A 25,351-nucleotide genomic window follows, 5' to 3' on the forward strand; every position below is an offset into this window, starting at 1 on the left:
TAGCGACTCACTCCAATTTTGATGAAAAAAACTGTCTTTCTATTCTTGGTAGGCCTTATGATGGCATTGTTTGCCCCCATAAATCAGCTAAGAGCAGAAGTGGTTGTCGTTGAAAACGCTCCTTCATATTATCAAGATGAGCATCAAGATGAGGTTGAAGGGCATGCTGTAGAGGCTCATGTAGATGATGAGCATCATGATTCTGCCCCTCCGGGCTGGTCGGTTATTCCTTTCGTTCTATTGTTAGGAATGATTGCTACAGGACCACTTTTCTACGAACATTTCTGGCATAAGAACTATCCTATAGTAGCAGTTGGTTTAGCAGCTATTGTAGTATTATACTATCTATTTGGTCTACACAATACTCATGCACCAGTGCATGCATTGGCCGAATACGTACAATTTATAGCCTTGCTCTCTTCTCTTTATATCGCCTCTGGCGGAATAATGATTAAAGTAGACAAACGAGCTACCCCAATGGCCAATGTGGGCCTATTGTTGGTTGGAGCTGTTATAGCCAACCTCATAGGAACCACAGGGGCTTCTATGCTCTTGATTCGTCCTTTTATTAGGTTGAATCAAGGTAGAATTCGTCCTTACCATATTATCTTCTTCATTTTTATGGTGAGTAATATTGGTGGTGCTCTTACGCCAATTGGTGACCCTCCATTATTTTTAGGTTTCTTAAAAGGAGTGCCTTTTATGTGGACTGTTGTGCATAACGCAGTACCTTGGGTATTTGCTCTGGCCTTCTTGGCAGTAATGTTCTACCTAGTAGATAAAAGAAACGTAGACCATGACATAGATGAGACTGTTGAATTCTCGGGCAAGACAACCATTGTAGGTGGCAAGAACTTTATTTGGTTAGCCATAATAATAGCATCTGTTTTCCTAGATCCTAATGTAATTGATGGAGTTCCTGCCATTGTATATGATGGACAGAAGTTCTCATTCTTACGAGAGCTCATTATGTTCTCTGTGGGAATTTTCTCTTACAAGTTTGCTAGCAAAGAAGCCATTAATGGCAATGAATTTAACTTCGAGCCTATAAGGGAAGTAGCGTTTATTTTTATCGGTATTTTCGGAACTATGATGCCAGCTTTGGCTTTGGTCTCTGAGTTTGCTCAATCAGAAGCAGGTGTGAGCTTAATTAACCCCAATACATTGTACTGGGGAACAGGTCTTCTTTCCGGTTTCTTAGATAATGCACCTACCTATCTTAATTTCTTGGCGGCTGCATTAGCTTCTCAGGGTGGAGATATAAGCGTTATTGCAGATGTTCAGGCGTATGCTGCTGGTGGTGTTTATCCAGAATCGGTAGTTAACCTTAAAGCCATTGCAATTGGTGCGGTATTCTTTGGAGCAATGACTTACATTGGAAACGGGCCTAATTTTATGGTTAAGTCTATTGCCGAGCAAACTGGTATTCACATGCCTTCTTTCTTTGGCTATATTCTTAGGTATTCAGTTCCAATTCTAGTTCCAGTATTTATTCTGGTATGGTTGATATTCTTTGTGCTGTAATTCAAAACATCAAGCCCCATTTATGAGTATATTACTTACTCATGAATAGCTTTTACTACGATCTTATTCTATCTGGTTTAACTTACGTGCTGTTAACCTACCTAGCATTTACGCTTATGAGAAGCAGGAAACGAACCAGTGGAACTGATAATAATGATGGTGGTATTAGTATTGATTCTGGGCCAAAAATAGATTTACCTCCTGGTATAGTTTGGCCAGATGGCTCTGGTGGCTCAATGCCTTCGAAAGAATTAGAAAGAGAGACTTACTAATTGCACTTCTTGCAAATACCCGATACCAAATAGTTGCTTTCTATGGCTTGAAAACCATTAGGCAAATTTACCTCAGGAATATCTACATGCTCAATGCAAGTAGTTTCATCACACTTCTGACACTTAAAGTGAATGTGATTGTGCTTGTGTGAGTCTTCAGAGCAATTGTCATGACAAAGTGCATATCTCGTAGCACCAGAATCATCTAAAACCCTGTGTATAAGTCCTTTGTCAATGAATGACTTTAGTGTTCTATAGATAGTAACCCTATCGTATTTTCCGTCTATCTCTGATTCAATATCACCATGGCTAACTGCCACGTTTTTATCTAGGAAAACGGAAATCACATCGCCTCTACTTTGGGTAAGTCTAAGCGAATGATCTTTCAATAATCTTTTTACTTCCGAATTCACAATTAAATATATTAATACAATCAGATAAGCCCAATTAGAACTAAATGGTTCAACGCTTTTTTCGTCTACTAAACAGCTTGCCCATTCTGCTTACGAACTGCTTTTCCCAGTTCCAGAAGAATGCAAACTGCCCAAATATAAACCCATAAATGAGAATTAATATTTGATATAGAGGGAAAATCAAGACTACATATAATAGAAGTCCCCAAAAGCCGTGTACGTTCTCGAAACCTACTAAGTCGAAAACAATAGGTTTAATAAATAGTACTGTAGATCCGGTAAAAGCGAAAACAATGAGCACCATTACCGTTTGAAAAGCCGACTTCAATCCCCACTTCTCCTGCAATCTTTCCAGAAACTTCTGCTTAGCCATAATTTCGGTTTGGGCGGCAAATATATAAAAGCCAGTTAGTTATTCGGGAATGATATTCTAAAACCATCAAAAATTTAAGAATGGCTGCTGTAGGAGCACATTAATTCAATAAATTGTAGTGGAATCCTAAAACAACTATGCAAGACTTAAGTAAGTACCAGCGAATGCTTGTGGCTCTAGACCTGAGCCAAATGGATGTATATCTTCTAAAATACGCCTCAATGGCAGCCAAAGTATTTGACATTGACACTGTTTACTTTGTAAACATTGCCAGTTCATTAGAGCTACCCGAAGAGATTCAGGAGAAATATGCCGATGTATTTGCTCCTGTAGACGAAGCCATTGAAAAGGAAATGGAAGAAGAGATCAACGAGCACTTTGTTCTTCCACCTAACTGTGATACAAAAACAATTGTAACTACAGGCAAGGTAACAGAAGAGATACTCAAACTTGCAAAAGTAAAAGTGATTGACTTGGCTCTTTTGGGTAGAAAGGCTGAACATGGAGGTTCTGGGCTCAACTCTAAAAAAATCGCCAAATCTATCAGTTCATCAGTAATCTTTGTTACTGAAAACCCTCCATTGGAGTGGAATAAGATAATGGTCTCTATAGACTATTCCGACCACTCAAAAATGGCTTTCGAAATTGGTGCAGCCATTCAGAAAAAGTGTGGTGCTCAGCTCTTAAGTAACAATGTTTATAAAGTGCCTACAGGCTATTATAAGTCGGGCAAAACTTATGAAGAGTTTGCCGAAATAATGCTTGAAAACACTAAGGAGGAGTGCGATCGATTCTTCAAGAAGATGGACTTAGAAGGCGTTGAGTATGACCATACTTTTGCTTTAGATGACGATCCTCATCCAGCGGATAAAATCTATAAAACAGGAGCAGAAAAAGGGGTAGATCTTATAATGATTGGCTCTAAAGGTCGCTCTGGACCAGCCTCTGTACTAATTGGCTCCGTAGCTGAAAAGTTAGTAGAGGAAGGCAATGATATTCCCATAATGATAGTGAAAATGGGCAAAGAAAACATGAGTTTCTTAGACGCCCTTTTCAGAATCTAATAAGTGATAACCGCCTGAATGTGAATCTTCATAGGTTCCTTCAGGCGCATATCCTCATCTCCGGTAACATCAAACCCCACAATGTGCTTGCCTTCGGCATCGAAGAAAAGTTTTAGGGTTCTGTAGTTAGAATATATTTCGTTTTCCTCTTGAGTTTGAATATTAATCTGACTCAACTTGTCCTGATTATAAATCACTTCAAAAGTCTGAACGAAGCTCTTTTTAGCTCTAGCACTAAAAATCTTGGTGCGTACTCCTTCAAGTGGAGTCAACTCCTCCTCTCTATAAGCATCTCTTAGGCCAGGCTGAGCTATATTGGCTTCATAAAACAAACTAAACTGAGATTCCCATTCGTCCTTAGTTTGAGGGTGAATCTCAAGGAGGTCTGTATTGCCATTAGACTCTACCGTCTTCTCTAAGCCTGCATTCTCATCAATTAAATACTGAATTTCAGCCTCTAAGAGCTCTTCAATGTTAAAGTAAGAGAGTTCTTCAATGTTGTTCTCGGGTCTGATATTACACCCGAGTAATAGCAGTGTACTTAGTGAAAATAAAAGGAAATGCTTCATATTAATGTATCACCTGTCATTTCGGAAGGCACTTCTACACCCATTAATTTGAGAATAGTTGGTGCTAAATCTCCCAGCTTACCGTCTTTTAATTCAAGCTTTAAGTCATTATCAACCAAAATACAAGGGACAAGGTTCGTGGTATGAGCCGTATTTGGCGAGCCATCAGCATTAACCATGATGTCTGAGTTTCCATGGTCTGCAATTACAATGGTGGTGTAATCACTAGCCAAAGCAGCTTCCAAAACTTCTCCTGCACAAGTGTCTACAGTTTCACAGGCCTTTACTGCGGCATCGAAATCGCCTGTATGCCCTACCATATCGGCATTTGCAAAGTTTAAGCAAATGAAGTCAGAAGATTTTGCATTCAATTCAGGAATGATGGCCTCCTTTATATCGTTAGCACTCATTTCTGGTTGAAGATCATAAGTAGCTACTTTGGGAGAAGGACATAAAATTCTTTTCTCGCCTTCAAACTCAGTCTCTCTTCCTCCACTAAAAAAGAAGGTAACGTGTGGGTATTTTTCCGTTTCAGCAATTCTGATCTGCTTTTTACCAGCTCTTTCAAGGACTTCACCCAAAGTGTTATTCAAATTATCCTTGCCAAAAATGACATCTACCCCTTTAAAGGAATCATCATAATTGGTCATGGTGACATATTTCAGACTAAGCTTTGTCATGCCTTGGTCTGCAAAGTCTACCTGTGTGAGGGCTTGAGTTATTTGTCTTCCACGATCCGTTCTAAAATTGAAGCAGATCACTACATCTCCTTCGGCAATTTTAGCAACTGGACTTCCATTTTCAACCTGAATGATTGGTTTAATAAACTCGTCTGTAACCCCTGCTGTATATGAGTCTTCAATAGACTGAAGAATGTTTTCAGAAGGTTGACCGACACCATTTACCATGGCATCATAAGCTAGTTTTACACGCTCCCAACGATTGTCCCGATCCATGGCATAGTACCTACCTACCACAGAAGCAACTTGCCCGGTGGTGTTTTTACAATGCTCAACAACATCGTTCATATAGGCTTTTCCTCCCTTCGGATCAGTATCTCTTCCGTCAGTAAAAGCATGAACAAACACCTCTTTGAGGTCATTTTCGGCACATATACTTAAAAGACCTTTTAGGTGGTTAACATGCGAGTGAACACCACCATCTGAAACCAAACCGATAAGGTGTACTTTCTTTCCGTTGGCTTTTGCATAGGTTAAAGTGGACCTCAAAGTCTCATTTTCAGCCAAGGTGCCATCTTCTACGGCTTTATTGATTTTTACCAAGTCTTGGTAAACCACTCTTCCAGCACCAATATTCATATGGCCAACTTCAGAGTTTCCCATCTGACCTTCGGGCAAACCAACAGCTAGTCCAGAAGCTTCTAACCTACTATGTGAGTAAGTTTCAAATAGTTTATCCATCACTGGTGTGTTGGCATGGTCTATAGCCGAAACCTTTTTGTCTAAGGCTAGTCCCCAGCCATCCAGAATCATCAATAAAACGCGTTTCTCCATAAGGGCAAATATAAAAATTCAAGGGGGTTTGTAAGAGAACATTCATTCTATTAATTTGATCGAATCATTGAACCCTCCGTGGAATAATTGGCATTATTTTCGTTATACGGAAGCAAGTTCTAAATCATGAAGACCTATCTGAAATACACAGTATTAGTACTGACTCTGTTTCTTTCTCTTTCTGCCTTTGCTCAGAAAAAAGAGGACGATAACGTAATTATCGTTAAAGTTGAAGAGTCGCTAAAGGCTAGTAGCTCCAAAGAACTTATCAAATACCTTCACAGTAAGGTTGAAATTAAACTTGATGGAGAACGGAAAGAGTATAGTTCAAACCAAGCGGAAATCATGTTGAAGCAGTTTTTTCAGCAGTATCCATCAACAGGCTTTGAGTTCAATCATGACGGTACTAGCACGGCTGGTGGAATCATCTATGCTATTGGTACCTACGCATCTTCTAGCGGAAATCACAGAGTGGTTATTCGTGCAAAAAAATTCAGCAACGTATTTAAAGTATATCGATTGGAGTTCACTAAAGAACGATAATTCGGTTTTAGCTACATTTGTGATATGAGACCACCTTATGTCACTAGCGAATTACTCAACGATTTTATAGACAGAGCTTTTCAGGAAGATTTGGGTGATGGAGATCATTCAACTTTAGCGAGCATACCTGCAGATGCAGAGAAATCTGCCTACCTTTTAATGAAAGAGTCGGGTGTAATTGCCGGTATGGATTTAGCCCCATTGATTTTCCATAAACTTGACCCTAACATGACCATTGAGCCCTTGGCGAAAGATGGGGAAGAAGTAAAAAAGGGAGATATAATACTTAGGCTTAAAGGAAAAGTTAGGGCAATACTATCTGGAGAGAGGTTATTATTAAACTGCATGCAGAGAATGAGTGGTATTGCCACGAAAACAGCCTACCTGAATACTCTGATTAAAGGAACTTCTGCCCGACTTTTGGATACCAGAAAAACGACTCCAAACATGCGCATGCTAGAAAAATGGGCAGTAATTATAGGAGGTGGGGTAAACCATAGATATGGGCTTTATGATATGGTTATGCTAAAAGATAACCATGTAGATTTTGCTGGTGGAATAGAAAAGGCTGTTTATTCTACTCGGGAGTATTTAAAGGCAAAAGGCTTAAAACTTAAAATTGAGGTAGAGACTAGAAACCTAGATGAAGTGCAGCAAGCCTTAGATGCTGGAGGAGTAGACAGAATTATGCTCGATAATATGAGCAATGAAGATATGCGTGCAGCGGTAGAACTAATAGCAAAACGTTCAGAGACAGAGGCTTCCGGTGGCATTACCGAAAAGACCATTCGTTCAGTTGCCGAAACCGGAGTAGACTATATTTCCGTTGGAGCACTTACCCATTCTATTAAAAGTTTGGATATAAGTTTAAAAGCAGAATAGTAATTGACTAAGCCAAAACGCAATTTTTTAGTTCTATTGATTGAAGCCTTAGTTTTGATCATTATGTTTGTGTTCCTTTTTAGACACTGTGCATAAGGAGCATAAAAATGATAGTTAAAACCAAGAAGTACGCTCTAGATAAAAAGGCCTATATGAAGGCAGGCCTTAAAAATGTTTTCATCGACCAATGGTGGGTTATACTCATTGCCTTGGCTATTTCTGCCATGACATTCGTAGTGCCTTCAAACTGGTGGTGGATTGGTGCCCTCATAGCTTTTACACTTTATGTGCTTTTTTGGGTAATTCAGTTTGCTGGTGTAACCCAACTAGAGCAGAGTAAAATGCTCTTTGACAAACTTAGTTACGAAATAGATAGCCGACAGATTCTGATAAAACTGAACTCTAAGCAAGGTATGCCTATGAAGTGGGATCAGGTGAAAAGGGCTTGGGCCGATAAGAAGCAATTTGTGCTGGTTATTAATAAGGCTCAAATGATGATGTTTCCTTACACGGTATTTAAGACTCAGAACGAGGTAAAGTTCATTGAGACCATTTTGAAACGTAAGGGGCTTATAAAAGAATAATTTCAACCTAGTTGAAGAGAGAGCACAGCCACAGGTTGTGCTTTTTTTATTAAAGCTCTAGTCTCGGAGGCAGTTGTTCTAAACACTAACTTGAATCAGTGAATTCTCGCTATTACATAGAAGGGCTTATAGCAGTCTTTATTTTCGGAATAACTCCAATATTTATCAAGGAAGTAGCAGCCAATGCCTTCACCATAGGCGTGGTTCGTTTGTCTATTGGTATGGTTTTTCTATATCTATTAGCCGGACCTTCAAAAATCAGCAAACTAAGAAAAAGCGAATGGAGGGCACTAGTCTGGATAGGTCTACTCTTTGGAGTGCACTGGGTTACTTACTTTATAAGCGTAAAGCTCTCCACTCCTTCAATGGCCATACTAAGCGTTTCTTCTTTTGGCTTACATATGATATACCTAAACTGGATCATTAAAGGAGTTAAACCAAAACCTGTAGATCTAATAGCTGTATTTATTGCCGTGGTAGGCATCTACCTAATTGTTCCAGACTTCAATTTAAAGAACGATGTAACTGCAGGCATTCTGGTGGGTTTGGCTAGTGGCTTAGTATTTGCCATTCTACCTTTCGTTCAGCAACGCCACCAACACATAGACTCTATGACTCGTGCTTTTGGTCAGTATGCGTTTGCCATGCTCGTATTTCTAGTTTTCACCCCTGAAACAAATTGGGAACTCTCCCAGCTCGATTGGATTTACCTAGCCATACTCGGAGTAATTTGTACTGTTGTAGCCCATACACTTTGGTTAAGAGCTACAACAATGCTTCCACCAACCAATTCTAGCCTGATATTCTACCTTGGTTCGCCAATAGCTATGCTTACTAGTTACATTTTTCTAAACGAAACCATGAACACTAATAAAGTAATAGGTGCCTGCTTAATTATTTCAGCAAACATCTTTGGCGTTCTAATGCGGAGAAGAACCAGCTATAAAACTTCCTCAGAAGGAAATTGAGCTAGATAAATTTCAGGATCAAAACCATATAAGGTTCTTTATCAGTTCGAGATATTGAATGCAAGAAAGAGGTCTACTTCTCAACCACCTCCATCACCAACCTAAAGCCAGTGTAGGCTGTTGGCTTTGCAAACTCTTGCCTTGAACTGATCATTGCCCAATAAGGAGTCTGGAGATAACTTCCTCCTTTAGCCACAGTTGAGTTTCGCCCTTCGACATAAAGTGAAGTAGTCATCTCACTCACGTTGCCACTCATATTATACAGGCCATAGCGATTTGGTATAAATTGATTTACTGGAGTGGAATAGCTAGTAGGTCGTACACTCTTCATCTGTTCTTGAGCAAGACTAAATTTAATTGAACCATCGTCTTGAACTTGGCTGATTATGTTTGTGTCGCTCACTCTTAAAATATTGGCGAGAATATCTCCTTTAGAGTTTCTAATATAGGGTCCTCCCCAAGGGAACGGAGCAATATCATTACCTGCGCGCGCTGCCCATTCCCATTCTTGCTCAGTTGGCAACCTGAAAATGACTTCTTCAAACTCACGTTTCGGTTGATTATTATATTCTACGGTAAGCCACTCGGCAAAGGCTTTCGCATCGCTTAAGTCTACACCAACAATAGGATAATTGTCGAAACTAGGGTGTTTATAGTAATACTCCATATTGGGCTGATCCCATCCATCTTGGAAACTCCAGACTTTAGTTTTTGGTGAATGATCTGCAGACTCTTCTCCTGTACCCATATAAAAGGCTCGATAGTCTTTAACCGTGGTTTCAAACTTTGCCATATAAAACCCATTTTCTCCAGCTTGACTAGGAATATATGCCCAGTGTTTCTCGGAAAGTATGTCAGGAATTTTAGGAGCCTTCCTTTGAGCGAAGGATGATGTTGAGAATAGCAGTATTGCCAGTAAAAGTGTGTTAGCTTTGTTCATTGTTTTAAGTTAGAGTTTAAGATGAACAAAAAACGAATCAAATACTTCTTTCTTGCTTCGGTGCTAATCCAAATGTTTGTGATTACATCACTAGCAACGGGTTCACCATTGCTTACAATGTCAGTAGTAGAAGGAGGGAGTTTACCGTGGGGTAATCTTATGACAGCTCTGATGTTCATTCTATTTCCGCTGAATTTCCTCATCATTAGAAGCACCAGAAAGGTTCACCCTATTCCTCTCAAAGTATTTAGAATCTGTGTTTTGATCAGCCTTGTGTTGGGTGTTTTGTGGATTCCTATGACCTATGCTCTTTCGGGCAATTGGTCAGCAACATTTCATGGAGAAGACACCAAGTCCAAAATATGGTGGGCATACACTTATGCCACACCAATTCTGCCATTTGCCGGCTACTTTTTAATGCGTATTCTGTCCATCTTCTTTAAGCCTTGAGCTCAGCTAAAATTGCTGTAGACTCATCAAGCCCTCCAAACTTTAATTTGGAAGTAAACCACTTTTGCAGCTTCGTTTTAGGTGTTGAAAGCCCTGCAGAAAGGTGTACTGCCACAAAGGCCAGAATCAGACAAAGGCTTCCATTCACGTACCAAAACTGATTCGGAATTTCACCAATATACCCTTGACCTAAAAGCACATATAAAAAGGCAAATACGAATGGTCCGGCTAAGGTGGCAACTCCCCAGAGAATCAACTTTATCTCGAGTATTTTAGCTTTTTTGAGTTGATGAATCTGCTTCTGCAATTCTGCCATCGGTAAATCATAATTCAATGATTTCACTCTGTAAATGAGGTTTAAATCGAAAATGATGGTGGCGATAAGGAAGGCATGAAATGCCACAGCTATTACAGTAAGAGGCCAAACTCCCCAAACGGCTACCATTAACCTACCGGAGAATGACATAAAGATGACGGCCAGAACAATCTCAAAAATTGGTTCATAAGTAAGTTTATGGAAGCGCTTTTTGGCTGAATCCAGAGCTTTCTCATAGGTTCTCTTTTTGTCTATCTCCAAAAGCTGATCGAGTTTCTGATCATAACCTTTCCAGAGTTGTAGTAATTCGTTGTTTTCCATGACTTAGATATTTTGACTTTTGAATTTCTGAGCTAATGATTTCTTGATTCTGCTGAGCTTAGTGGCCACATTGGTTTCTGAGAGGCCAACAATCTGAGCAATGCTGGCAATACTCTCTCCTTCCAACTGAAGAATAATCAGAGCCTTATTAACTGGCTCTAATTCCTGAATAAAGCCTTCCAATATTTTGAGTTGTTCATCTTTGCTATCAGTAGAAGCTGTTTGCAGACTGTGTATATTGCTGTCGTCCAGAGCAATTTCCTGCTCCTTTTTCTTTCCATGCTTCCGATAAAAACTCACCGCTGTGTTCAAAGCCACCTTGTACATCCAGGTGCTCACCTTAAAATCAGGTTTGAATCCCGGATAAGAGTTCCACAGCTGAAAGATGATTTCCTGCACCAGATCTTCCCTGTCTTTTGCATAGCGGCAGTAGTTAAAGCTGACCTTGTAAATCAGTCTTTCGTGCTGCTTGATGAGTTCTAAGAAATCTTCTTCTCTTGCTTTCAATGTTTTGTGTTTGGTCTATTTATCGCAGGCTTTTGAAAAAAATCACACCGAGTATCAAAAAAAATTCTGCAATTCACTCAAAGTTCAAACTTTTTATTTCCTTTGTTCCCTCAAATGCAAAACGCAGCCAACATATTAACCCCACCAGGAGCCTCTAATATCGCTAGAGGAGTGAGGGCTGTGAGCACTATCAGGCAAGATAGGCGCTAGTCGCCTACATATTCCATTGTTACCTACGTGGTGACATAACCTTCTATATTTCTTAATTATCCTTATTTTATTACTTGTTAGCTTGTGACTTCAGTCGTCAGCTAGAGTCTAAATCCAAAATGGAAATAAAAATTACCGTAAGACCCGCAACCTCAGAAGATCTGCACTATGCACAGACCATAGTCGATGAAATTGCTGCCTCGGCAGCCAAAAGAGGCACTGGTATTGCCAAAAGAACCCCTGAATATGTATCCAAAAAAATGGACGAGGGAAAGGCAGTAATTGCTCATACACAAGATGGAACATGGGCCGGTTTCTGCTATATAGAGGTTTGGAGTCATGGGCAATTTGTGGCTAACTCTGGCCTAATTGTTAATCCTGAGTTTCGAGGTCACGGCCTGGCCAAACGCATTAAAGCAGAAGTCTTTAAACTCTCTAGAAAGAAATTTCCTGAAGCAAAAATCTTTGGCTTAACCACTGGTGCAGCTGTCTTAAAAATCAACTCAGAACTGGGTTACAAGCCTGTCATTTACGAAGAATTAACACAAGACGAAGACTTCTGGGCTGGCTGTAAAACCTGTGTGAACTTCGATATACTCACCGCTAAGAATAGGAAAAACTGTATCTGTACCGCCATGCTCTATAACCCTGCTTGGGAGAAAAATGCTAAGCCTAAGAGGACAGTTTGGACCGAAAGGGAATTGGAGAAAGACCTGAAGCTTTTTGAACGATGGATCAAGTTCAAGAAGAGCGTAATGTTGAAAATTGACGAAAGAAAAAAGAACAAAGAAAATGGAAAATAATAAGGTAGTACTAGCATTCAGCGGTGGCTTAGACACTTCATTTTGCGTGAAGTACTTATCTGAAGATAAAGGCCTGGAGGTTCATTCGGTGGTAGTAAACACTGGTGGATTTGATGCTGAGGAAATCAAAAGAATTGAAGATAGAGCGAAAAGCTTAGGCGTAAAATCGCACAAAACCATAGATGAAACGGACAACTACTATGAAAAGGTAGTTCGCTTCCTCATCTTCGGAAATATTCTAAAAAACGGCTCTTACCCTCTTTCAGTAAGTGCTGAACGTGTTTCCCAAGCCGTAGCCATTGCGCAGTATGCCAAGGAAGTTGGTGCCAAGGCCATTGCTCATGGTAGCACAGGGGCTGGAAACGATCAGGTTCGCTTCGATATGATTTTCCAAACTTTTATGCCTGAAGCGGAAATCATCACTCCTATTCGTGACATGCAGCTTTCTAGAGAGGCAGAGATTGAATATCTACAATCTAAAGGTGTAGACTGGGATTTTACCAAGTCTGTGTATTCCATTAACAAAGGCCTATGGGGTACTTCTGTTGGAGGAAAGGAAACCCTAAAATCTAATGGTAACCTGCCGGAATCTGCTTTCCCTACTCAAGTTACAAAGACAGCGGCAGAGGAATTAAAACTGACTTTCGAAAAGGGTGAAATCAAAGCCATTAACGACAAAGCATACCACAAACCAGCCGAAGCCATTTTGGCACTGGAGAAAATAGCCGGTCCTTTCGGAATAGGAAGAGACATTCATGTGGGCGACACTATCATCGGTATCAAAGGCCGCGTTGGTTTTGAAGCCGCAGCCAGTGTACTGTTGATCAAGTCTCACCAGGCCTTGGAGAAACACGTGCTCAGCAAGTGGCAAATTTATTGGAAGGATCAGGTTTCAGCTTTCTATGGCAACTGGCTGCATGAGGGCCAATTCATGGACCCTGTAATGCGTGACCTTGAGGCCATGCTGAAAAGCACTCAGCGTAATGTTTCAGGCGATGTATTCCTGACACTATTCCCTTACAGATATCAGGTCAACGGTATTGAATCAGCTCATGACCTGATGTCTGCTAAATTCGGCCACTATGGAGAAATGAATAAATCATGGACTGGTGACGATGTAAGAGGCTTTGCCAAAATATTTGGTAACCAGAACGCCATTTACCATCAGGTAAACGAAGAAGAGATATGATTAAGGTTGGAATTATAGGTGGTGCTGGATACACAGGTGGAGAGCTCATCCGCCTGCTACTGAACCATCCAGAAGCTGAAATCAGCTTCGTTCAAAGCCGAAGTCAGGCGGGTAAAAAGCTCTATTCTTCTCACAATGATCTGTTGGGTGAGACCGAAATGGAGTTCGTACCAGAATGGCACAGCGATCTAGATGTTTTATTCCTCTGCATGGGTCATGGCGACTCTATGAAGTTCATGGAAGCCAATCAAGTGGATGATTCCGTAAAGATCATTGACCTCGCTCATGACTACAGATTGGATGACAGCAAAGTGTATGGACTACCTGAGCTGAACAGAGAAGCCACCAAATCGGCCAATTTTGTAGCCAACCCAGGTTGTTTCGCCACAGCCATCGAATTGGCCTTGCTTCCATTGGCTCACAACGGTATGCTCAAGGAAGTACATGTTTCAGGAACCACTGGATCTACCGGTGCCGGTGTAATGCCTTCAGACTCAACTCACTTTAGCTGGAGAAATAACAATATTTCTACTTATAAGGAATTTCAGCATCAGCATTTAGCGGAAATCCGAAAGTCTTTGATGCAGTATCAACCTTGGTTTGAAAACAACATCAACTTTGTTCCTTATCGTGGAAACTTCACCCGAGGTATTCTGATCTCTGCCTACCAATACTGCGAATGGCCTTTGGAAGAAGCCGTGAGGGTATATAAGGAATACTATGACGGACACCCGTTCACTTGGGTAACCGATAGCCCTTTAGACGTAAAGCAGGTGGTTAACACCAACAAATGCTTCATTCACTTACAAATGCACAATGGTTATCTGATGGTTCAATCAGCTATTGACAACCTGTTAAAGGGAGCTTCCGGCCAGGCCGTACAAAACATGAATCTGATGTTCGGGTTAGAAGAAACCACCGGGCTGAAATTGAAGGCGAGTGCTTTTTGAGCCCCCATCCTCCCGATGTTTCGGGACCTTCCCCCAAGGGGGAAGGCTTAGCAGTCTGCAAGAGTAGACTGAAGAATATAAAACTAGCACATCGCAAAAGCCCCTCTCCATGGAGAGGGGTTTGGGGTGAGGCCATAAAAACAACTAAGAAAGTACGTCATTCCCGCGCAGGCGGGAATCTCTCTCTATCAATTGGGAGATCCCCGTTCCGAAGCATCAGAATCACGGGAATGACAGCAAAGAGATAGAAAATGAAATTATTCGATGTATATCCCCTCTACGATATTGAGCCAGTAAAAGCATTGGGTTCAAAGCTTTGGGATAAAGACGGAACAGAATACCTTGATCTCTACGGAGGGCATGCTGTAATTTCAATTGGTCACACACATCCACACTATGTGAAGAGACTGACCGATCAGTTGAACGCTCTTGGTTTCTATTCCAATGCGGTACAGAATTCTATTCAGGAGGAGCTGGCTGCAAAATTGGGTGAAATTTCAAACTGCGAAGACTATCAATTATTCCTTTGTAGCACGGGTGCCGAAGCGAATGAAAATGCTTTGAAGCTGGCTTCCTTCCACACTGGAAGAAAAAAAGTGATTGCCATGAAGCAAGCCTTCCATGGTCGTACTTCAGGTGCTGTTGCCGCTACTGATAACCCTAAAATTGTTGCGCCATTCAATGCAGATCATCAGGTGGTTTTTGTACCGATGAATGACATTGAGGCACTTAAAGCTGAGCTTGATGATCAAACAGCTGCTGTCATTATTGAAGGCATGCAAGGAGTTGCGGGCATCTATGTACCAAGCAATGATTATCTGCAGCAGGTTTCGGCACTTTGTAGAGAAGCCGGTGCCTTGTTAATCATGGATGAAGTGCAATCTGGAGCAGGTCGATCAGGAAAGTTCTTCGCTTATCAGCACAGTGGCATTCAACCTGATGTTATTTCACTGGCGAAAGGAATTGGTAATGGATTTCCCGTAGCTATGATTTTGATTGCTCCTCACATTCAGCCTTGGCATGGAATGTTGGGCACTACTTTTGGTGGAAATCATTTGGCCTGTGCCGCTTCATTGGCCGTACTTGAAGTAATCGAGCAAGAGAAGCTAATGGAGAATGCCGCTGAATTGGGAGAATGGTTGATAGCAGAACTCAAGGCTATTCCACAAATTAAAGAAGTACGTGGAATGGGTCTTATGCTGGGCATGAGCTTCGATTTTCCGGTAGCTGAGCTAAGAAAGAATCTGCTTTTCGCTCATAAAATATTTACCGGCTCAGCTGGCGATAAAAACACGATGAGATTATTGCCTTCACTGGCCGTTAGCAAGGAGGAGTTAATCCAATTCCTTGAAGCACTAAAAATTGAATTGAATAATTTATGTTGAGTCGTTGAGGTGTTCACAAGTTTAGAAGTTAATCAACCTCCAAACTTCGAAACCTATCAACACAAAAACTTTGTATGAAAAACTTCACTTCTGTCAAAGATGTAAAAGACCCGGGTGGTCTGGTAAAAAGGGCCCTGGAAATCAAGACTAATCCTTTCACTCCTGATTTTGCCAGAGGAAAAAGGGCTGGACTGATATTTCTCAATCCAAGTCTGAGAACACGCCTGAGTTCGCAGGTAGCTGTTCAGAACCTTGGTGCAGAAGCCATTGTGCTAGATATTGGAAAAGATGGCTGGGCACTCGAATTCGAAGATGGAGTGAAGATGAACGGCAACAAAGCCGAGCATATTAAAGAAGCCGCTGGCGTAATGGGGCAGTACTTCGATGTGTTGGGGGTTCGTACTTTCCCTGAGCTGAAAGACAGAAATACCGACTATTCCGAGCAGTTGTTGAATGCATTTATAAGGTACTCTGGCCTTCCGGTAGTCAGCCTTGAAAGCGCCACCAGACATCCTCTACAAAGCCTTGCGGATTGGATGACTATCGAAGAGAACTGGAAAAAATCTGAAAGACCAAAGGTGGTAATCACCTGGGCTCCGCATGTTAAGGCATTGCCTCAAGCCGTTCCTAATTCATTTGTAGAATGGATGCGAGAGGCACCTGTAGACCTAACCATTACTCATCCCGAAGGATATGAGCTGGCAGAAGAGTTTGCTGGTGGAGTACCTGTTGAATATGACCAGATGAAGGCCCTTGAAGGTGCTGACTTTGTATACGTGAAGAACTGGTCATCTTACAAGCAGTATGGTCAGATTTTGAGCCAGGATGAAAGCTGGAGTTTTGGCAATGAGCAACTGGCCGTGACGAACAATGCCAAAGTGATGCACTGTTTGCCGGTCAGAAGAGGTTTGGTGATTAAAGATGAAATTCTGGATGGCCCAAATGCCATTCACCTGCAACAGGCTAAGAACAGAGTGTATAGCGCTCAGGCTGTGTTTGCGGAGTTATTTACCTCCTCAAACTCCTCCTTGTAAAGGAGGAGCTTAACGGTAGTGCTAGAGTAAAAGGTACGCGTCATTCAGAGGGAGAATCATCCCGATGAATATCGGGGATGAGGCGACCGAAGAATCTCCAAGAGGTGCATCTAATTGGGGATTCTTCAGTCGACCGCTAAAGCGGGTCTCCTTCTGAATGACAGAATCCGACAGAGAAAAGAAACAAAATGAACAAACTAACCATAATCAAAATAGGTGGGAACGTGATCGATGACCCCAAGTCATTGGATCAGTTTCTGACTGATTTTGCTCAACGAACTGAGCCGGCCATTTTAGTGCATGGTGGCGGGAAAATCGCTACGCAGATTGGGAACAAGCTGGGTATTGAAGCGAAAATGGTGGATGGACGCAGAATCACAGATGCTGAAACCCTCGATCTGGTGACCATGGTTTATGGTGGTTTAACCAATAAGAAAATTGTGGCTCAGTTGCAGTCCAAAGGCTTCAATGCGATTGGATTAACTGGCGCTGATGGCAATGTCATGCTAGCCAAAAAGCGACCTGTCAAGAAGATTGACTACGGCTTTGTAGGTGATATTACAGCAGATGGTGTCAACACTTCCTTACTTCAAAGCATGTTAAATCAAGGAGTGAATCCGGTGTTCGGTGCACTCACTCACGATGGTGAAGGGCATATGCTCAACACCAATGCAGATACCATCGCTTCGGTATTGGCTGTTGCTATGAGCCGAGAATTTGAGGTGGAACTGGTTTATTGCTTCGAGCAACCGGGAGTGCTTTCTGACTTTGAAAACAAAGTAGTGATTCCGGTGCTTGAGCCTAAAAATTATCAGGAATACAAGGATTCAGGAGTAATCAATAGCGGGATGATTCCAAAGCTGGACAATGCCTTTGATGCCCTGAATGCAGGAGTGAAAAGTGTAAGAATTATTCAGTTCTCTGACCTGAATCAAGCTGAAGCAGGAACTCTTATTCGATTATGAAAGAATCAAGCTTAAATATCAGCCTTCAAAAGTGTCATTCTAAGCAGAATGTGCCGTCTTCCCCCTCGGGGGAAGATGAGAGATGGGGGCTCATTTCTGGAACTTGGAGATTCTTCGCTGCACTACGTTCCACTCTGAATGACGGAATCCGTTGCATTGTGCTTTCAAACAGAGAGATTGTTTCTGGCAATAACGTATCAGAACGTCACTGCGAGGACTCTCGAGAATTCGAGAGGACGAAGCAGTCTCCTAATCGCTTTTCGAGACTCAACGAGGGATTGCTTCGTTGCAAAATTTCACTTTGTTCATTTTGCGCCTCGCAATGACGGTAACTATAAAGATTTGCTGACATGGAATTGAAAGAACTAGCTATATCGCTTCTCAAACAGCTGATAGAAACTCCCTCAATGAGCAGAGAGGAGGATAAAACAGCGGATTTGATTGAATCGCTGTTGAAATCTAATGGTGTTGAAACAGAGCGACTACAGAATAACATTTGGGCGAAGAACAAACGTTTCGATGCTTCAAAACCAACGCTATTGCTCAACTCGCATCACGATACGGTGAAGCCCAATGCAGGGTATACCAAAGACCCCTTCAAAGCCATTGTAGAAGATGGAAAACTCTATGGCCTAGGAAGTAATGATGCTGGTGGATGCCTGGTCTCTTTAATCGCCACTTTCCTTCATTTTTATGAAGAGGAATTGTCTTACAATATCATCTTGCTGGCTTCAGCTGAAGAAGAGATTTCTGGTAAGAACGGTGTTGCTCTGGCTTTGCCAGAATTGGGAAAGCTCGACTTTGCCATTGTAGGAGAACCTACCTTGATGCAAATGGCTGTTGCCGAAAAAGGATTGATGGTGCTTGACTGTTCTGTAAAAGGAAAGGCCGGTCATGCCGCCAGAAATGAGGGAGAAAATGCCATTTACAACGCTTTACCTGTTATTGATTGGTTCAGAACTTATCGTTTTGAACAAGAATCTGAGTGGCTTGGACCGATTAAAATGTCTGTTACTCAGGTGAATTCCGGAACTCAACATAATGTAGTACCAGATCTTTGCCAGTTCGTGGTAGATGTTCGGACTACGGATGTCATGAGCAATCAGGAGGTGCTGGAATTTATTCAGCAGTCGATTGATTGCGAAGTGGTAGCCAGATCCACCCGACTTAACCCATCGTCTATTCAGGCAGATCATCCAATTGTGAAAGCTGGAGAAAGCCTCGGAATGACTAAATATGGGTCTCCAACATTGTCCGATCAGGCCTTAATGCCTTTTCCAAGCCTCAAGCTAGGCCCGGGAGATTCTGCAAGATCACACACGGCAGATGAGTATATTTACCTGAAGGAAATTGAGCAGGGAATAGAATTGTATATTGAACTGATAACGAAATTTATGAACGTCACTGCGAGAATGTAGGAGATTGCTTCGTCACAAACTTCTGCTCCCGATGTCTCGGGACGCTCAGTTTGTTTCTCGCAATGACGGTAACAACTAAAATTAAATGAAGACCGAAGACAGAGGACCGAAGTAATACTTCCGTCTTCCGTCTTCCGTCTTCCAACTTCATCACATGAAACTCTGGAAAAAAGACATAGAAAGCTCGGCCAAGGTTGAGCAGTTTACAGTAGGAAGAGACCTTGAATTCGACATATTCCTAGCACCATTTGATGTGCAGGGGTCACTGGCTCATACTGCCATGTTGGAGTCTATCGGCTTACTGACAGCAGAAGAAAAAGAAGCCATACATACCGAACTCAAAGCCATTTACAGAACAATGGAATCTGGTGAGTTTGAGATGATGGAGGATGTGGAAGATATTCATTCTCAAATTGAGTTTATGCTCACCGAAAAGCTGGGTGATGTTGGTAAGAAAATTCACAGTGGTCGCTCCAGAAACGACCAAGTTTTAGTGGATCTGAAGCTTTTCATGCGTTCCGAGGTCAAAGAAATTGTGGAGGGAACAAAGGTCCTTTTCGATAGAATGACCGCTTTGAGCGAAGAATATAAATCGGTCCTAATCCCGGGTTACACGCACATGCAGGTGGCTATGCCGAGCTCATTCGGACTATGGTTTGGAGCTTATGCCGAAGGTTTGGTCGATGACCTGAATGCGCTTCATTCGGCCTATCAAATGGTCAACAAAAACCCTCTAGGTTCAGGAGCAGGCTTCGGTTCGTCATTCCCCTTGAATCGCCAATTGACAACTAACTTGTTAGGCTTCGAAGCCATGCACCATAATGTGGTTTATGCGATGATGTCTAGAGGAAAGGCAGAGAAACAATTAGCCAGCGGAATGGCATCCATTGCCGCCACTTTGGGTAAATTCTCGATGGATGTATGTCTTTACATGGGACAAGATTTTGGATTCCTTACTTTCCCAGATGAACTGACGACCGGTTCGAGCATTATGCCTCACAAAAAGAATCCAGATGTGTTTGAACTGATACGTGGTAAATGCAATCGTATTGTGGCCCTGCCGAATGACATTGCTATGCTCACAGCTAACCTTCCTGTGGGTTATCACCGCGAAATGCAGTTGCTCAAGGAATTGCTTTTCCCGGCTCTGGAAGATTTGAAAGCCTGTTTGGAAATGGCCGAATACATGCTTCAGCATATCAAGATTAATGCGTCAAAAATTGATCAAGACAAATACAATTACCTGTTTACAGTGGAAGAAGTGAACCGACAAGTACTTTCAGGAGTGCCTTTTCGCGAAGCTTACATCCAAGTTGGGAAAGATGTAAATGCTGGAGAATTTAAAGCCGACAGAAAAGTGAATCACAATCACGAGGGCAGCATAGGCAACCTAATGACAGACGCCATTCGTGCTTCAATGGACAGACAACTGAACTCCTTTAACTTTGATTATTGGGAAAAGAGGATTGAAAAGCTTGTGAATTAAGTTAATGATCACAATTCATTCGATTAGAAAAAATGCAATGCAAATTCATAATATGTTGTCGATAGGTTGAGAAGAACAATTAGTTGTTAGCTTTTTAGTATTGGTATTACCTAACGAAGTATATACAGAAGCATAAGAGCTACTAGTAATAATTGAAATACACAAAACTTTCTATTCATATAGAACGATCTTCTCGACCTTTCCTTCCTTATTAAAGTTGATGAAAATTCCGTCTGAGGCAAACGCGGGAGGGGCATAATAGAAAGTTTCAAGTTCGTATTGGTTTTCTTTTCTCGAAAGCTTTTCATTAGGCAAACCCATTATTTTGACCACCTGATCAATATCCATATCAACTTCTATTCGTTTTGAATTAGTTACGTTGAGTCTAGCCTTTCTAGCTTTTGGACTTAGCACTAGAAAGTATGTAGGTAGTATCAATACCAACAATAGAATTACGATCTTAAACTTGTTCTCAACTAGAAGTTCCATCTTTTAGAGTTTGTCCAATCTATTTTCTTATCCTCATCATACGAAATAGTCTGCTAACCCCGAAGGATTATGACGTATTGCTTCTCCGTATCAGTAAAAAACACGTATCCCAAATCATTATAGTAAAAATATTGATTGTTATCAGTCCATTCTATGGCCCCTCTTACATATCCCACCAATCACACCTCTTTCCCTATAATCAACCAAGAAGCTACTGAGTATAATGCTGCATTAACCAACTTTACTTTTAGATATATCCTTCCTCGAAGCCTACTTCCAATTAGGTAAATGCAGGAGAATGCAAACCGACAGAAAGGTAGATAATAATCATGAAGGCAGCATAGGTAACCTAATGACAGATGCCATTCGCGCTTCTATGGAGAAGCAACTCAATGCCTTTAGATTTGAGCACTGGCAGAAAAAAGTCGAGGAACTGGTTTCCACTTGAAATTTAAATGCGGGAGTTTCCAAAAGCGTTCCCTCTACCACCAAGCTTTGAGAGCAACAGGTTTTTCAAGGGTATGACCAAGTACTTTTCTAAATTTATTAGTTTAAACTAAAATTGTAATAATCACATTATATTACCTTTTGATATATAAGTTGAAAAATATTTTTATTCTTTGGCCTATTCAATAAAAACAAAGTAATGATAAAATACAGCAATGCCATAATCTTCCTTTCGCTTGCTTTAATTCTAGCAACCGCCTGTGAACAGGCTCCAGAGCTGAGCCCCAGCACTAACCTGGCCGATGAAGTTTCCAGGGCCAAGCAATGGTACGAGAACTCTTTTGGATCAAAGCCTAGATCAACCGTTGTTGGACATACGAATCAGGCTAAGCAACCAGTTTGGGAACGGGCTATTGTATCGGAAAGAAATGGTAAAACCTATATAGATGTGCCTTTGCAATACTATAGGATAGACAACGTAACACAAAACACATCTTCAGACGTTGTCAATACTACTGATGGGGCAAAGGTGCATCGCTCTGCGTTAATTGCCTTAGAAGAAGAATATACTTTGGTGGTATTGAATATTATACCGGAAGAGGACTTTGATATGCCAAAAGAAGGCTATGGCTACCTAAGTTTGTTGGAGCAAGGGTTTGACGGAAAAATGATTTACTCAGACTTTTCTGGAAACCTTAGAGGAGGGCACGTTTTTGAAAACGGAGTGGCTACATCCAAGATAAAACTGTTCAAAAGAACACCCAATGTTAACTTAGACATTGTCCGTTCTGGTATTAATAACGGTGGCAATGTAGACCAAGGCGGTTGTGTAATTCAGGTAATGACCCTTTACGAAAGGTATTGTGACTATGATGCCTCAGGTTGGGAAGAGTGTACCGAGTGGCAGCCCATAGGTACATACACCTGGTACGAGTGTCAAATGGACTACCTAGATGATGATGATTGGGGCAGTGGCGATGGGCCTCCTATGGAAGATCCTATCTCCGAAATAAAGAACAGCGTAACGGACCCTTGCCTGAAAGAAAAAATAGACAATGCCATTCAAGACACCCTAACAAATAACTTGATGGACAGTCTAGAAAATGCTATGGGATTGATAGGTGGTGGAGAGTTTGAGCTGGAAATACTTACGGACAATAGTTATGCTGGGACTACAACTGATGGAGAAACGGAAAACCGGAACGCATTCTTAATTGAAATTTATATTAACCCTGATCTAACCTCTAGTTCGCAAGAGTATGTCACAGCAACCCTATACCATGAATTTTTGCATGCTACTTTCTTATTCTACGAAATGGTTAGGGATAGGCACGTGCCTAGTTTTTCAAATGAATACCTCCAGTTATTCGACTCCTTAATAGCTAATGGGATGAACCCCAAGGATGTACAACATCATATCATGCTCAATAACTATATGACTGACTTCAGAAATGCTGTACTAGAGGTTCATCCAAATCTTACGACCAATGAATTAGAAGCACTTACCTTACACGGTCTTCAGGCATTAACACCCACACAGCATATAACAAATAATAACCATAGAGTTGGTAGTCAAGGAACTAATTGCAATTAATAACACCCATTATTATGAAAAGAAAAGAAGTATTGTTTTTGCTAATGTTTTTATTAACCAATACCTGTTTTTCGCAAAAAGAACTGAAAATAGAGTTCCAAGATGAGATGAGTCTAGCAAAATATATGGTAGTTCAACTTGGCAGAGAGGAAGCCAAGCCATTGAAAAAAAGGCTTCCTTATATACATTCAGCAACTCTTAACCTGACCATTGACCTGAAAGGGAAGATACTCCAAGTCGATTTTGTTGAAAGGGCCGAGGAAGAAGACTTTAATCAATTGTTTGAACGATGGGTCAGGTCAACCTCAGGTAAATGGAAGGTCACAGATGCTCCCGGAGGAGTGGAAACTCTAAACATTATTATCCCTTTTTTGCAAAAAACCCCCCCTTATGCTGGATATAAAGATTGGACTGATCTGATTGAAAAATTTCAAAATTACCACACTAGCCTTTCGCCTGACAATATTGAGAATTGCGAAGCTAGTAGTTGCATTATTGTTCATGAGATTGTAAATGTCATGTATCCTGCAGTGCGTTAGTTACAATGGTTTTCAGGAGTAGAACCCGAGTTGGTGTACAATTAATAGTAATCACAGAACCGGCTCTCACGGAACCAATTGTAATTAGAAACAATGATTGATATGAAAAGAAAAGCTATTCTAAGTGTGATTCTACTCTTAAATACCCTCTCCTGTTTTTCGCAACAGAATCTTTCAATAGAGTTTCAAGATGAAAGGAGTTTAAAAAAATATTTAGTCTATCAAATGAGCCGTGAAGAAGCTAAGAAACTGAAAGAAAGACCTCCCTACGTCCATTCAGCGACTCTTAATCTGACCATTGACCTTAAGGGAAAGATGCTCCAAGTCGATTTTGTTGAAAGGGCTGAGGAAGAAGACTTTAATCAATTGTTTGAACGGTGGGCCAGATCAACCTCAGGTAAATGGAAGGTTACAGGCGTTCCAAAAGGGGTGGAGACGTTGAACATCATTATACCTTTTTTACAAAAAACGCCCCCAGACCCAGCCTTAAAAGGTTGGGATAGTCTTTCGAGAAAATTTCAAACATACCATCAAAGTCTTTCCGCTGACAATATAGAGAACTGTGAAAAGGGGAGCTGTATTATTTTAAATGAAATCGTAAATGGCATGTATGCTCCTGTGCGTTAGTTACAACGGCTTTCAGGGCATTCACGCCAACTCAGAGTGCACTTAACAGTAATCACAGAACGGGCACTAAAGGAACCAATTGTAATTGATCATATTATGAAACATAGTTATATATGGATACTCATGTTTTTCTTGATTCTAGGAGTCAGTTATTCTCAAACGGCTTTAAGGGTGGAATTCGATGACGATGACAGTCTAGAGAAGTATTTGACCTCACAATTTGATGGCAAGCTGGCCAAGTCTTTCACTGAGAAAGAACCCTACGTACAATCGGCCACTGTGCGAGTAAGCCTAAATCTCTATGGAAGTGTTAGTAATATATATTTTATAGAATCCAGCACGGATAGTGATTTTAATAATCTTGTTTTAAAGTGGGTTTGGTCGACCTCTGGAAAATGGGAGATTACCAACGCTCCAACGAATACTGATTCTGTAAATATCATTATACCATTCCTGCAAAGAACCACGCCAATGGATCCAAAACTTGATAGGCTGGACCTGGTGAAAAAATATCAGGACTATCACAAATCCTTGACCATCAATAAGATTAGCGGGTGCTTCCAAACGAATTGCGTTATTTTACCAGAAATTAGAAATTACAAAGGCCCTGTCTTCAAAAATGAATGACTAAAAAAAGACCGAATTAATAAAGTCAATCATAGATTCAATTCCATACACATTACAGCTCAACAATAATATGACCGACTTAAGGAACGCGGTGCTGGAGCTACACCCCAACCTACCAGCCAATGAACTGGAAGCACTCACTTTATACGGCATTGAGGCACTGAACCCAACCCGAAATACGATCAACACTGAACATAGAACAGGCACTAAAGGAACCAACTGTAATTGAAAAGCTCACTAAAATGAAGAGAAAAGAAATTTTAACTCTAATCCTATTTTTATTTGCCTCCATTGCTTTTCGCAACAAAATCTTTCGATATACTTTGAGGATGAAAGGAGTTTAAAAGA

30 protein-coding genes are annotated in these 25,351 nt (G+C 41.1%); 22 read left to right on the top strand and 8 right to left on the bottom strand.

The window, feature by feature from the left end; all coding sequences use genetic code 11:
• The first annotated feature begins 21 nt into the window (after positions 1-21).
• Both T7867_RS05475 and T7867_RS05480 read left to right on the top strand, forming a co-directional pair.
• Positions 22-1,524 carry a sodium:proton antiporter gene (locus T7867_RS05475; RefSeq protein ID WP_068216585.1) on the top strand — a complete coding sequence of 501 codons (1,503 nt, stop codon included), beginning with the start codon at positions 22-24 and terminating at the stop codon, positions 1,522-1,524.
• A gap of 41 nt (positions 1,525-1,565) precedes the next feature.
• Positions 1,566-1,796, top strand: a complete 231-nt coding sequence (locus T7867_RS05480; RefSeq protein WP_068216587.1) for a hypothetical protein — start codon at positions 1,566-1,568, stop codon at positions 1,794-1,796.
• On the opposite strand, the gene T7867_RS05485 is transcribed toward T7867_RS05480, so the two are convergent.
• Positions 1,793-2,209, bottom strand: coding sequence for a Fur family transcriptional regulator (locus T7867_RS05485; protein ID WP_068216589.1), 417 nt, complete (start codon positions 2,207-2,209; stop codon positions 1,793-1,795). The genes T7867_RS05480 and T7867_RS05485 overlap by 4 nt on opposite strands.
• A gap of 49 nt (positions 2,210-2,258) precedes the next feature.
• Positions 2,259-2,582 carry a DUF6787 family protein gene (locus T7867_RS05490; RefSeq protein ID WP_068216591.1) on the bottom strand — a complete coding sequence of 108 codons (324 nt, stop codon included), beginning with the start codon at positions 2,580-2,582 and terminating at the stop codon, positions 2,259-2,261.
• A 137-nt stretch (positions 2,583-2,719) separates the two neighbouring features.
• Here T7867_RS05490 and T7867_RS05495 point away from each other — a divergent pair, with 137 nt between their 5' ends.
• A complete protein-coding gene (locus T7867_RS05495; RefSeq protein WP_068216593.1) occupies positions 2,720-3,646 on the top strand; it encodes a universal stress protein in 927 nt (308 codons plus the stop codon).
• Here the strand turns inward: T7867_RS05495 and T7867_RS05500 are convergent.
• Both T7867_RS05500 and gpmI read right to left on the bottom strand, forming a co-directional pair.
• A complete protein-coding gene (locus T7867_RS05500) occupies positions 3,643-4,215 on the bottom strand; it encodes a hypothetical protein (protein WP_068216595.1) in 573 nt (190 codons plus the stop codon). The genes T7867_RS05495 and T7867_RS05500 overlap by 4 nt on opposite strands.
• Positions 4,212-5,729 carry a 2,3-bisphosphoglycerate-independent phosphoglycerate mutase gene (gpmI, locus tag T7867_RS05505; RefSeq protein WP_068216597.1) on the bottom strand — a complete coding sequence of 506 codons (1,518 nt, stop codon included), beginning with the start codon at positions 5,727-5,729 and terminating at the stop codon, positions 4,212-4,214. The genes T7867_RS05500 and gpmI overlap by 4 nt, the downstream gene beginning before the upstream one ends.
• A gap of 126 nt (positions 5,730-5,855) precedes the next feature.
• Between gpmI and T7867_RS05510 the strand changes: the two genes are divergently transcribed.
• The 4 genes from T7867_RS05510 to T7867_RS05525 all read left to right on the top strand — a co-directional run bounded on the left by T7867_RS05510 (position 5,856) and on the right by T7867_RS05525 (position 8,706).
• The gene (locus tag T7867_RS05510) at positions 5,856-6,272 is read left to right on the top strand and encodes a DUF4783 domain-containing protein (protein WP_068216599.1); all 417 of its coding nucleotides are present in this window, start codon (positions 5,856-5,858) and stop codon (positions 6,270-6,272) included.
• Positions 6,273-6,296: 24 nt separating this feature from the next.
• Complete coding sequence (nadC, locus tag T7867_RS05515) at positions 6,297-7,154, top strand: carboxylating nicotinate-nucleotide diphosphorylase (RefSeq protein WP_068216601.1); 858 nt, start codon at positions 6,297-6,299, stop codon at positions 7,152-7,154.
• A 107-nt stretch (positions 7,155-7,261) separates the two neighbouring features.
• Positions 7,262-7,738, top strand: coding sequence for a YcxB family protein (locus tag T7867_RS05520; RefSeq protein ID WP_068216603.1), 477 nt, complete (start codon positions 7,262-7,264; stop codon positions 7,736-7,738).
• A 98-nt stretch (positions 7,739-7,836) separates the two neighbouring features.
• Positions 7,837-8,706: a DMT family transporter gene (locus T7867_RS05525; RefSeq protein WP_068216605.1), complete on the top strand. Its 870-nt coding sequence runs from the start codon at positions 7,837-7,839 to the stop codon at positions 8,704-8,706.
• 73 nt (positions 8,707-8,779) lie between these two features.
• Here T7867_RS05525 and T7867_RS05530 read toward each other — a convergent pair whose 3' ends face one another.
• Entirely contained in the window at positions 8,780-9,646 is an 867-nt protein-coding gene (locus T7867_RS05530; RefSeq protein ID WP_068216608.1) for a formylglycine-generating enzyme family protein, read from the bottom strand.
• 21 nt (positions 9,647-9,667) lie between these two features.
• Here T7867_RS05530 and T7867_RS05535 point away from each other — a divergent pair, with 21 nt between their 5' ends.
• The gene (locus tag T7867_RS05535; protein WP_068216610.1) at positions 9,668-10,096 is read left to right on the top strand and encodes a hypothetical protein; all 429 of its coding nucleotides are present in this window, start codon (positions 9,668-9,670) and stop codon (positions 10,094-10,096) included.
• On the opposite strand, the gene T7867_RS05540 is transcribed toward T7867_RS05535, so the two are convergent.
• Both T7867_RS05540 and T7867_RS05545 read right to left on the bottom strand, forming a co-directional pair.
• Positions 10,086-10,733, bottom strand: coding sequence for a hypothetical protein (locus T7867_RS05540; protein WP_068216612.1), 648 nt, complete (start codon positions 10,731-10,733; stop codon positions 10,086-10,088). The genes T7867_RS05535 and T7867_RS05540 overlap by 11 nt on opposite strands.
• 3 nt (positions 10,734-10,736) lie before the next feature.
• Entirely contained in the window at positions 10,737-11,240 is a 504-nt protein-coding gene (locus tag T7867_RS05545; protein WP_068216614.1) for an RNA polymerase sigma factor, read from the bottom strand.
• A gap of 329 nt (positions 11,241-11,569) precedes the next feature.
• Here T7867_RS05545 and T7867_RS05550 point away from each other — a divergent pair, with 329 nt between their 5' ends.
• The 8 genes from T7867_RS05550 (at position 11,570) to argH (ending at position 20,680) form a co-directional block, all read left to right on the top strand.
• Positions 11,570-12,253: a GNAT family N-acetyltransferase gene (locus T7867_RS05550; RefSeq protein ID WP_068216616.1), complete on the top strand. Its 684-nt coding sequence runs from the start codon at positions 11,570-11,572 to the stop codon at positions 12,251-12,253.
• A complete protein-coding gene (gene argG, locus T7867_RS05555) occupies positions 12,243-13,442 on the top strand; it encodes an argininosuccinate synthase (protein WP_068216618.1) in 1,200 nt (399 codons plus the stop codon). The genes T7867_RS05550 and argG overlap by 11 nt, the downstream gene beginning before the upstream one ends.
• On the top strand, positions 13,439-14,392 hold the full coding sequence (gene argC, locus T7867_RS05560; RefSeq protein WP_068216620.1) for an N-acetyl-gamma-glutamyl-phosphate reductase: 954 nt from the start codon (positions 13,439-13,441) through the stop codon (positions 14,390-14,392). The genes argG and argC overlap by 4 nt, the downstream gene beginning before the upstream one ends.
• Before the next feature lie 251 nt (positions 14,393-14,643).
• Positions 14,644-15,777, top strand: a complete 1,134-nt coding sequence (locus tag T7867_RS05565; protein WP_068216622.1) for an aspartate aminotransferase family protein — start codon at positions 14,644-14,646, stop codon at positions 15,775-15,777.
• A gap of 74 nt (positions 15,778-15,851) precedes the next feature.
• Complete coding sequence (locus T7867_RS05570) at positions 15,852-16,811, top strand: N-acetylornithine carbamoyltransferase (protein ID WP_068216624.1); 960 nt, start codon at positions 15,852-15,854, stop codon at positions 16,809-16,811.
• 188 nt (positions 16,812-16,999) lie between these two features.
• The gene (gene argB / locus T7867_RS05575; protein WP_068216626.1) at positions 17,000-17,776 is read left to right on the top strand and encodes an acetylglutamate kinase; all 777 of its coding nucleotides are present in this window, start codon (positions 17,000-17,002) and stop codon (positions 17,774-17,776) included.
• Between the two features lie 350 nt (positions 17,777-18,126).
• Entirely contained in the window at positions 18,127-19,194 is a 1,068-nt protein-coding gene (locus T7867_RS05580; protein WP_068216630.1) for a M20 family metallo-hydrolase, read from the top strand.
• 154 nt (positions 19,195-19,348) lie between these two features.
• A complete protein-coding gene (argH, locus tag T7867_RS05585; RefSeq protein WP_068216631.1) occupies positions 19,349-20,680 on the top strand; it encodes an argininosuccinate lyase in 1,332 nt (443 codons plus the stop codon).
• A gap of 171 nt (positions 20,681-20,851) precedes the next feature.
• Here argH and T7867_RS05590 read toward each other — a convergent pair whose 3' ends face one another.
• Positions 20,852-21,169, bottom strand: a complete 318-nt coding sequence (locus T7867_RS05590) for a hypothetical protein (RefSeq protein WP_068216633.1) — start codon at positions 21,167-21,169, stop codon at positions 20,852-20,854.
• Between the two features lie 298 nt (positions 21,170-21,467).
• Here T7867_RS05590 and T7867_RS05595 point away from each other — a divergent pair, with 298 nt between their 5' ends.
• The 6 genes from T7867_RS05595 (at position 21,468) to T7867_RS05620 (ending at position 25,232) form a co-directional block, all read left to right on the top strand.
• Entirely contained in the window at positions 21,468-21,617 is a 150-nt protein-coding gene (locus T7867_RS05595) for a hypothetical protein (RefSeq protein WP_157717508.1), read from the top strand.
• Positions 21,618-21,815: 198 nt separating this feature from the next.
• A complete protein-coding gene (locus T7867_RS05600) occupies positions 21,816-23,210 on the top strand; it encodes a hypothetical protein (RefSeq protein WP_068216635.1) in 1,395 nt (464 codons plus the stop codon).
• A gap of 14 nt (positions 23,211-23,224) precedes the next feature.
• A complete protein-coding gene (locus T7867_RS05605; protein WP_068216637.1) occupies positions 23,225-23,749 on the top strand; it encodes a hypothetical protein in 525 nt (174 codons plus the stop codon).
• 102 nt (positions 23,750-23,851) lie between these two features.
• Positions 23,852-24,376 carry a hypothetical protein gene (locus T7867_RS05610; protein ID WP_157717509.1) on the top strand — a complete coding sequence of 175 codons (525 nt, stop codon included), beginning with the start codon at positions 23,852-23,854 and terminating at the stop codon, positions 24,374-24,376.
• A 96-nt stretch (positions 24,377-24,472) separates the two neighbouring features.
• Complete coding sequence (locus T7867_RS05615) at positions 24,473-25,003, top strand: hypothetical protein (protein ID WP_157717510.1); 531 nt, start codon at positions 24,473-24,475, stop codon at positions 25,001-25,003.
• A 70-nt stretch (positions 25,004-25,073) separates the two neighbouring features.
• Positions 25,074-25,232 carry a hypothetical protein gene (locus T7867_RS05620; RefSeq protein ID WP_157717511.1) on the top strand — a complete coding sequence of 53 codons (159 nt, stop codon included), beginning with the start codon at positions 25,074-25,076 and terminating at the stop codon, positions 25,230-25,232.
• Positions 25,233-25,351 lie beyond the last annotated feature (119 nt).

Origin of the sequence: Roseivirga spongicola (genome assembly GCF_034376045.1) — a bacterium.
GTDB classification, from domain to species: Bacteria; Bacteroidota; Bacteroidia; order Cytophagales; family Cyclobacteriaceae; genus Roseivirga; species Roseivirga spongicola.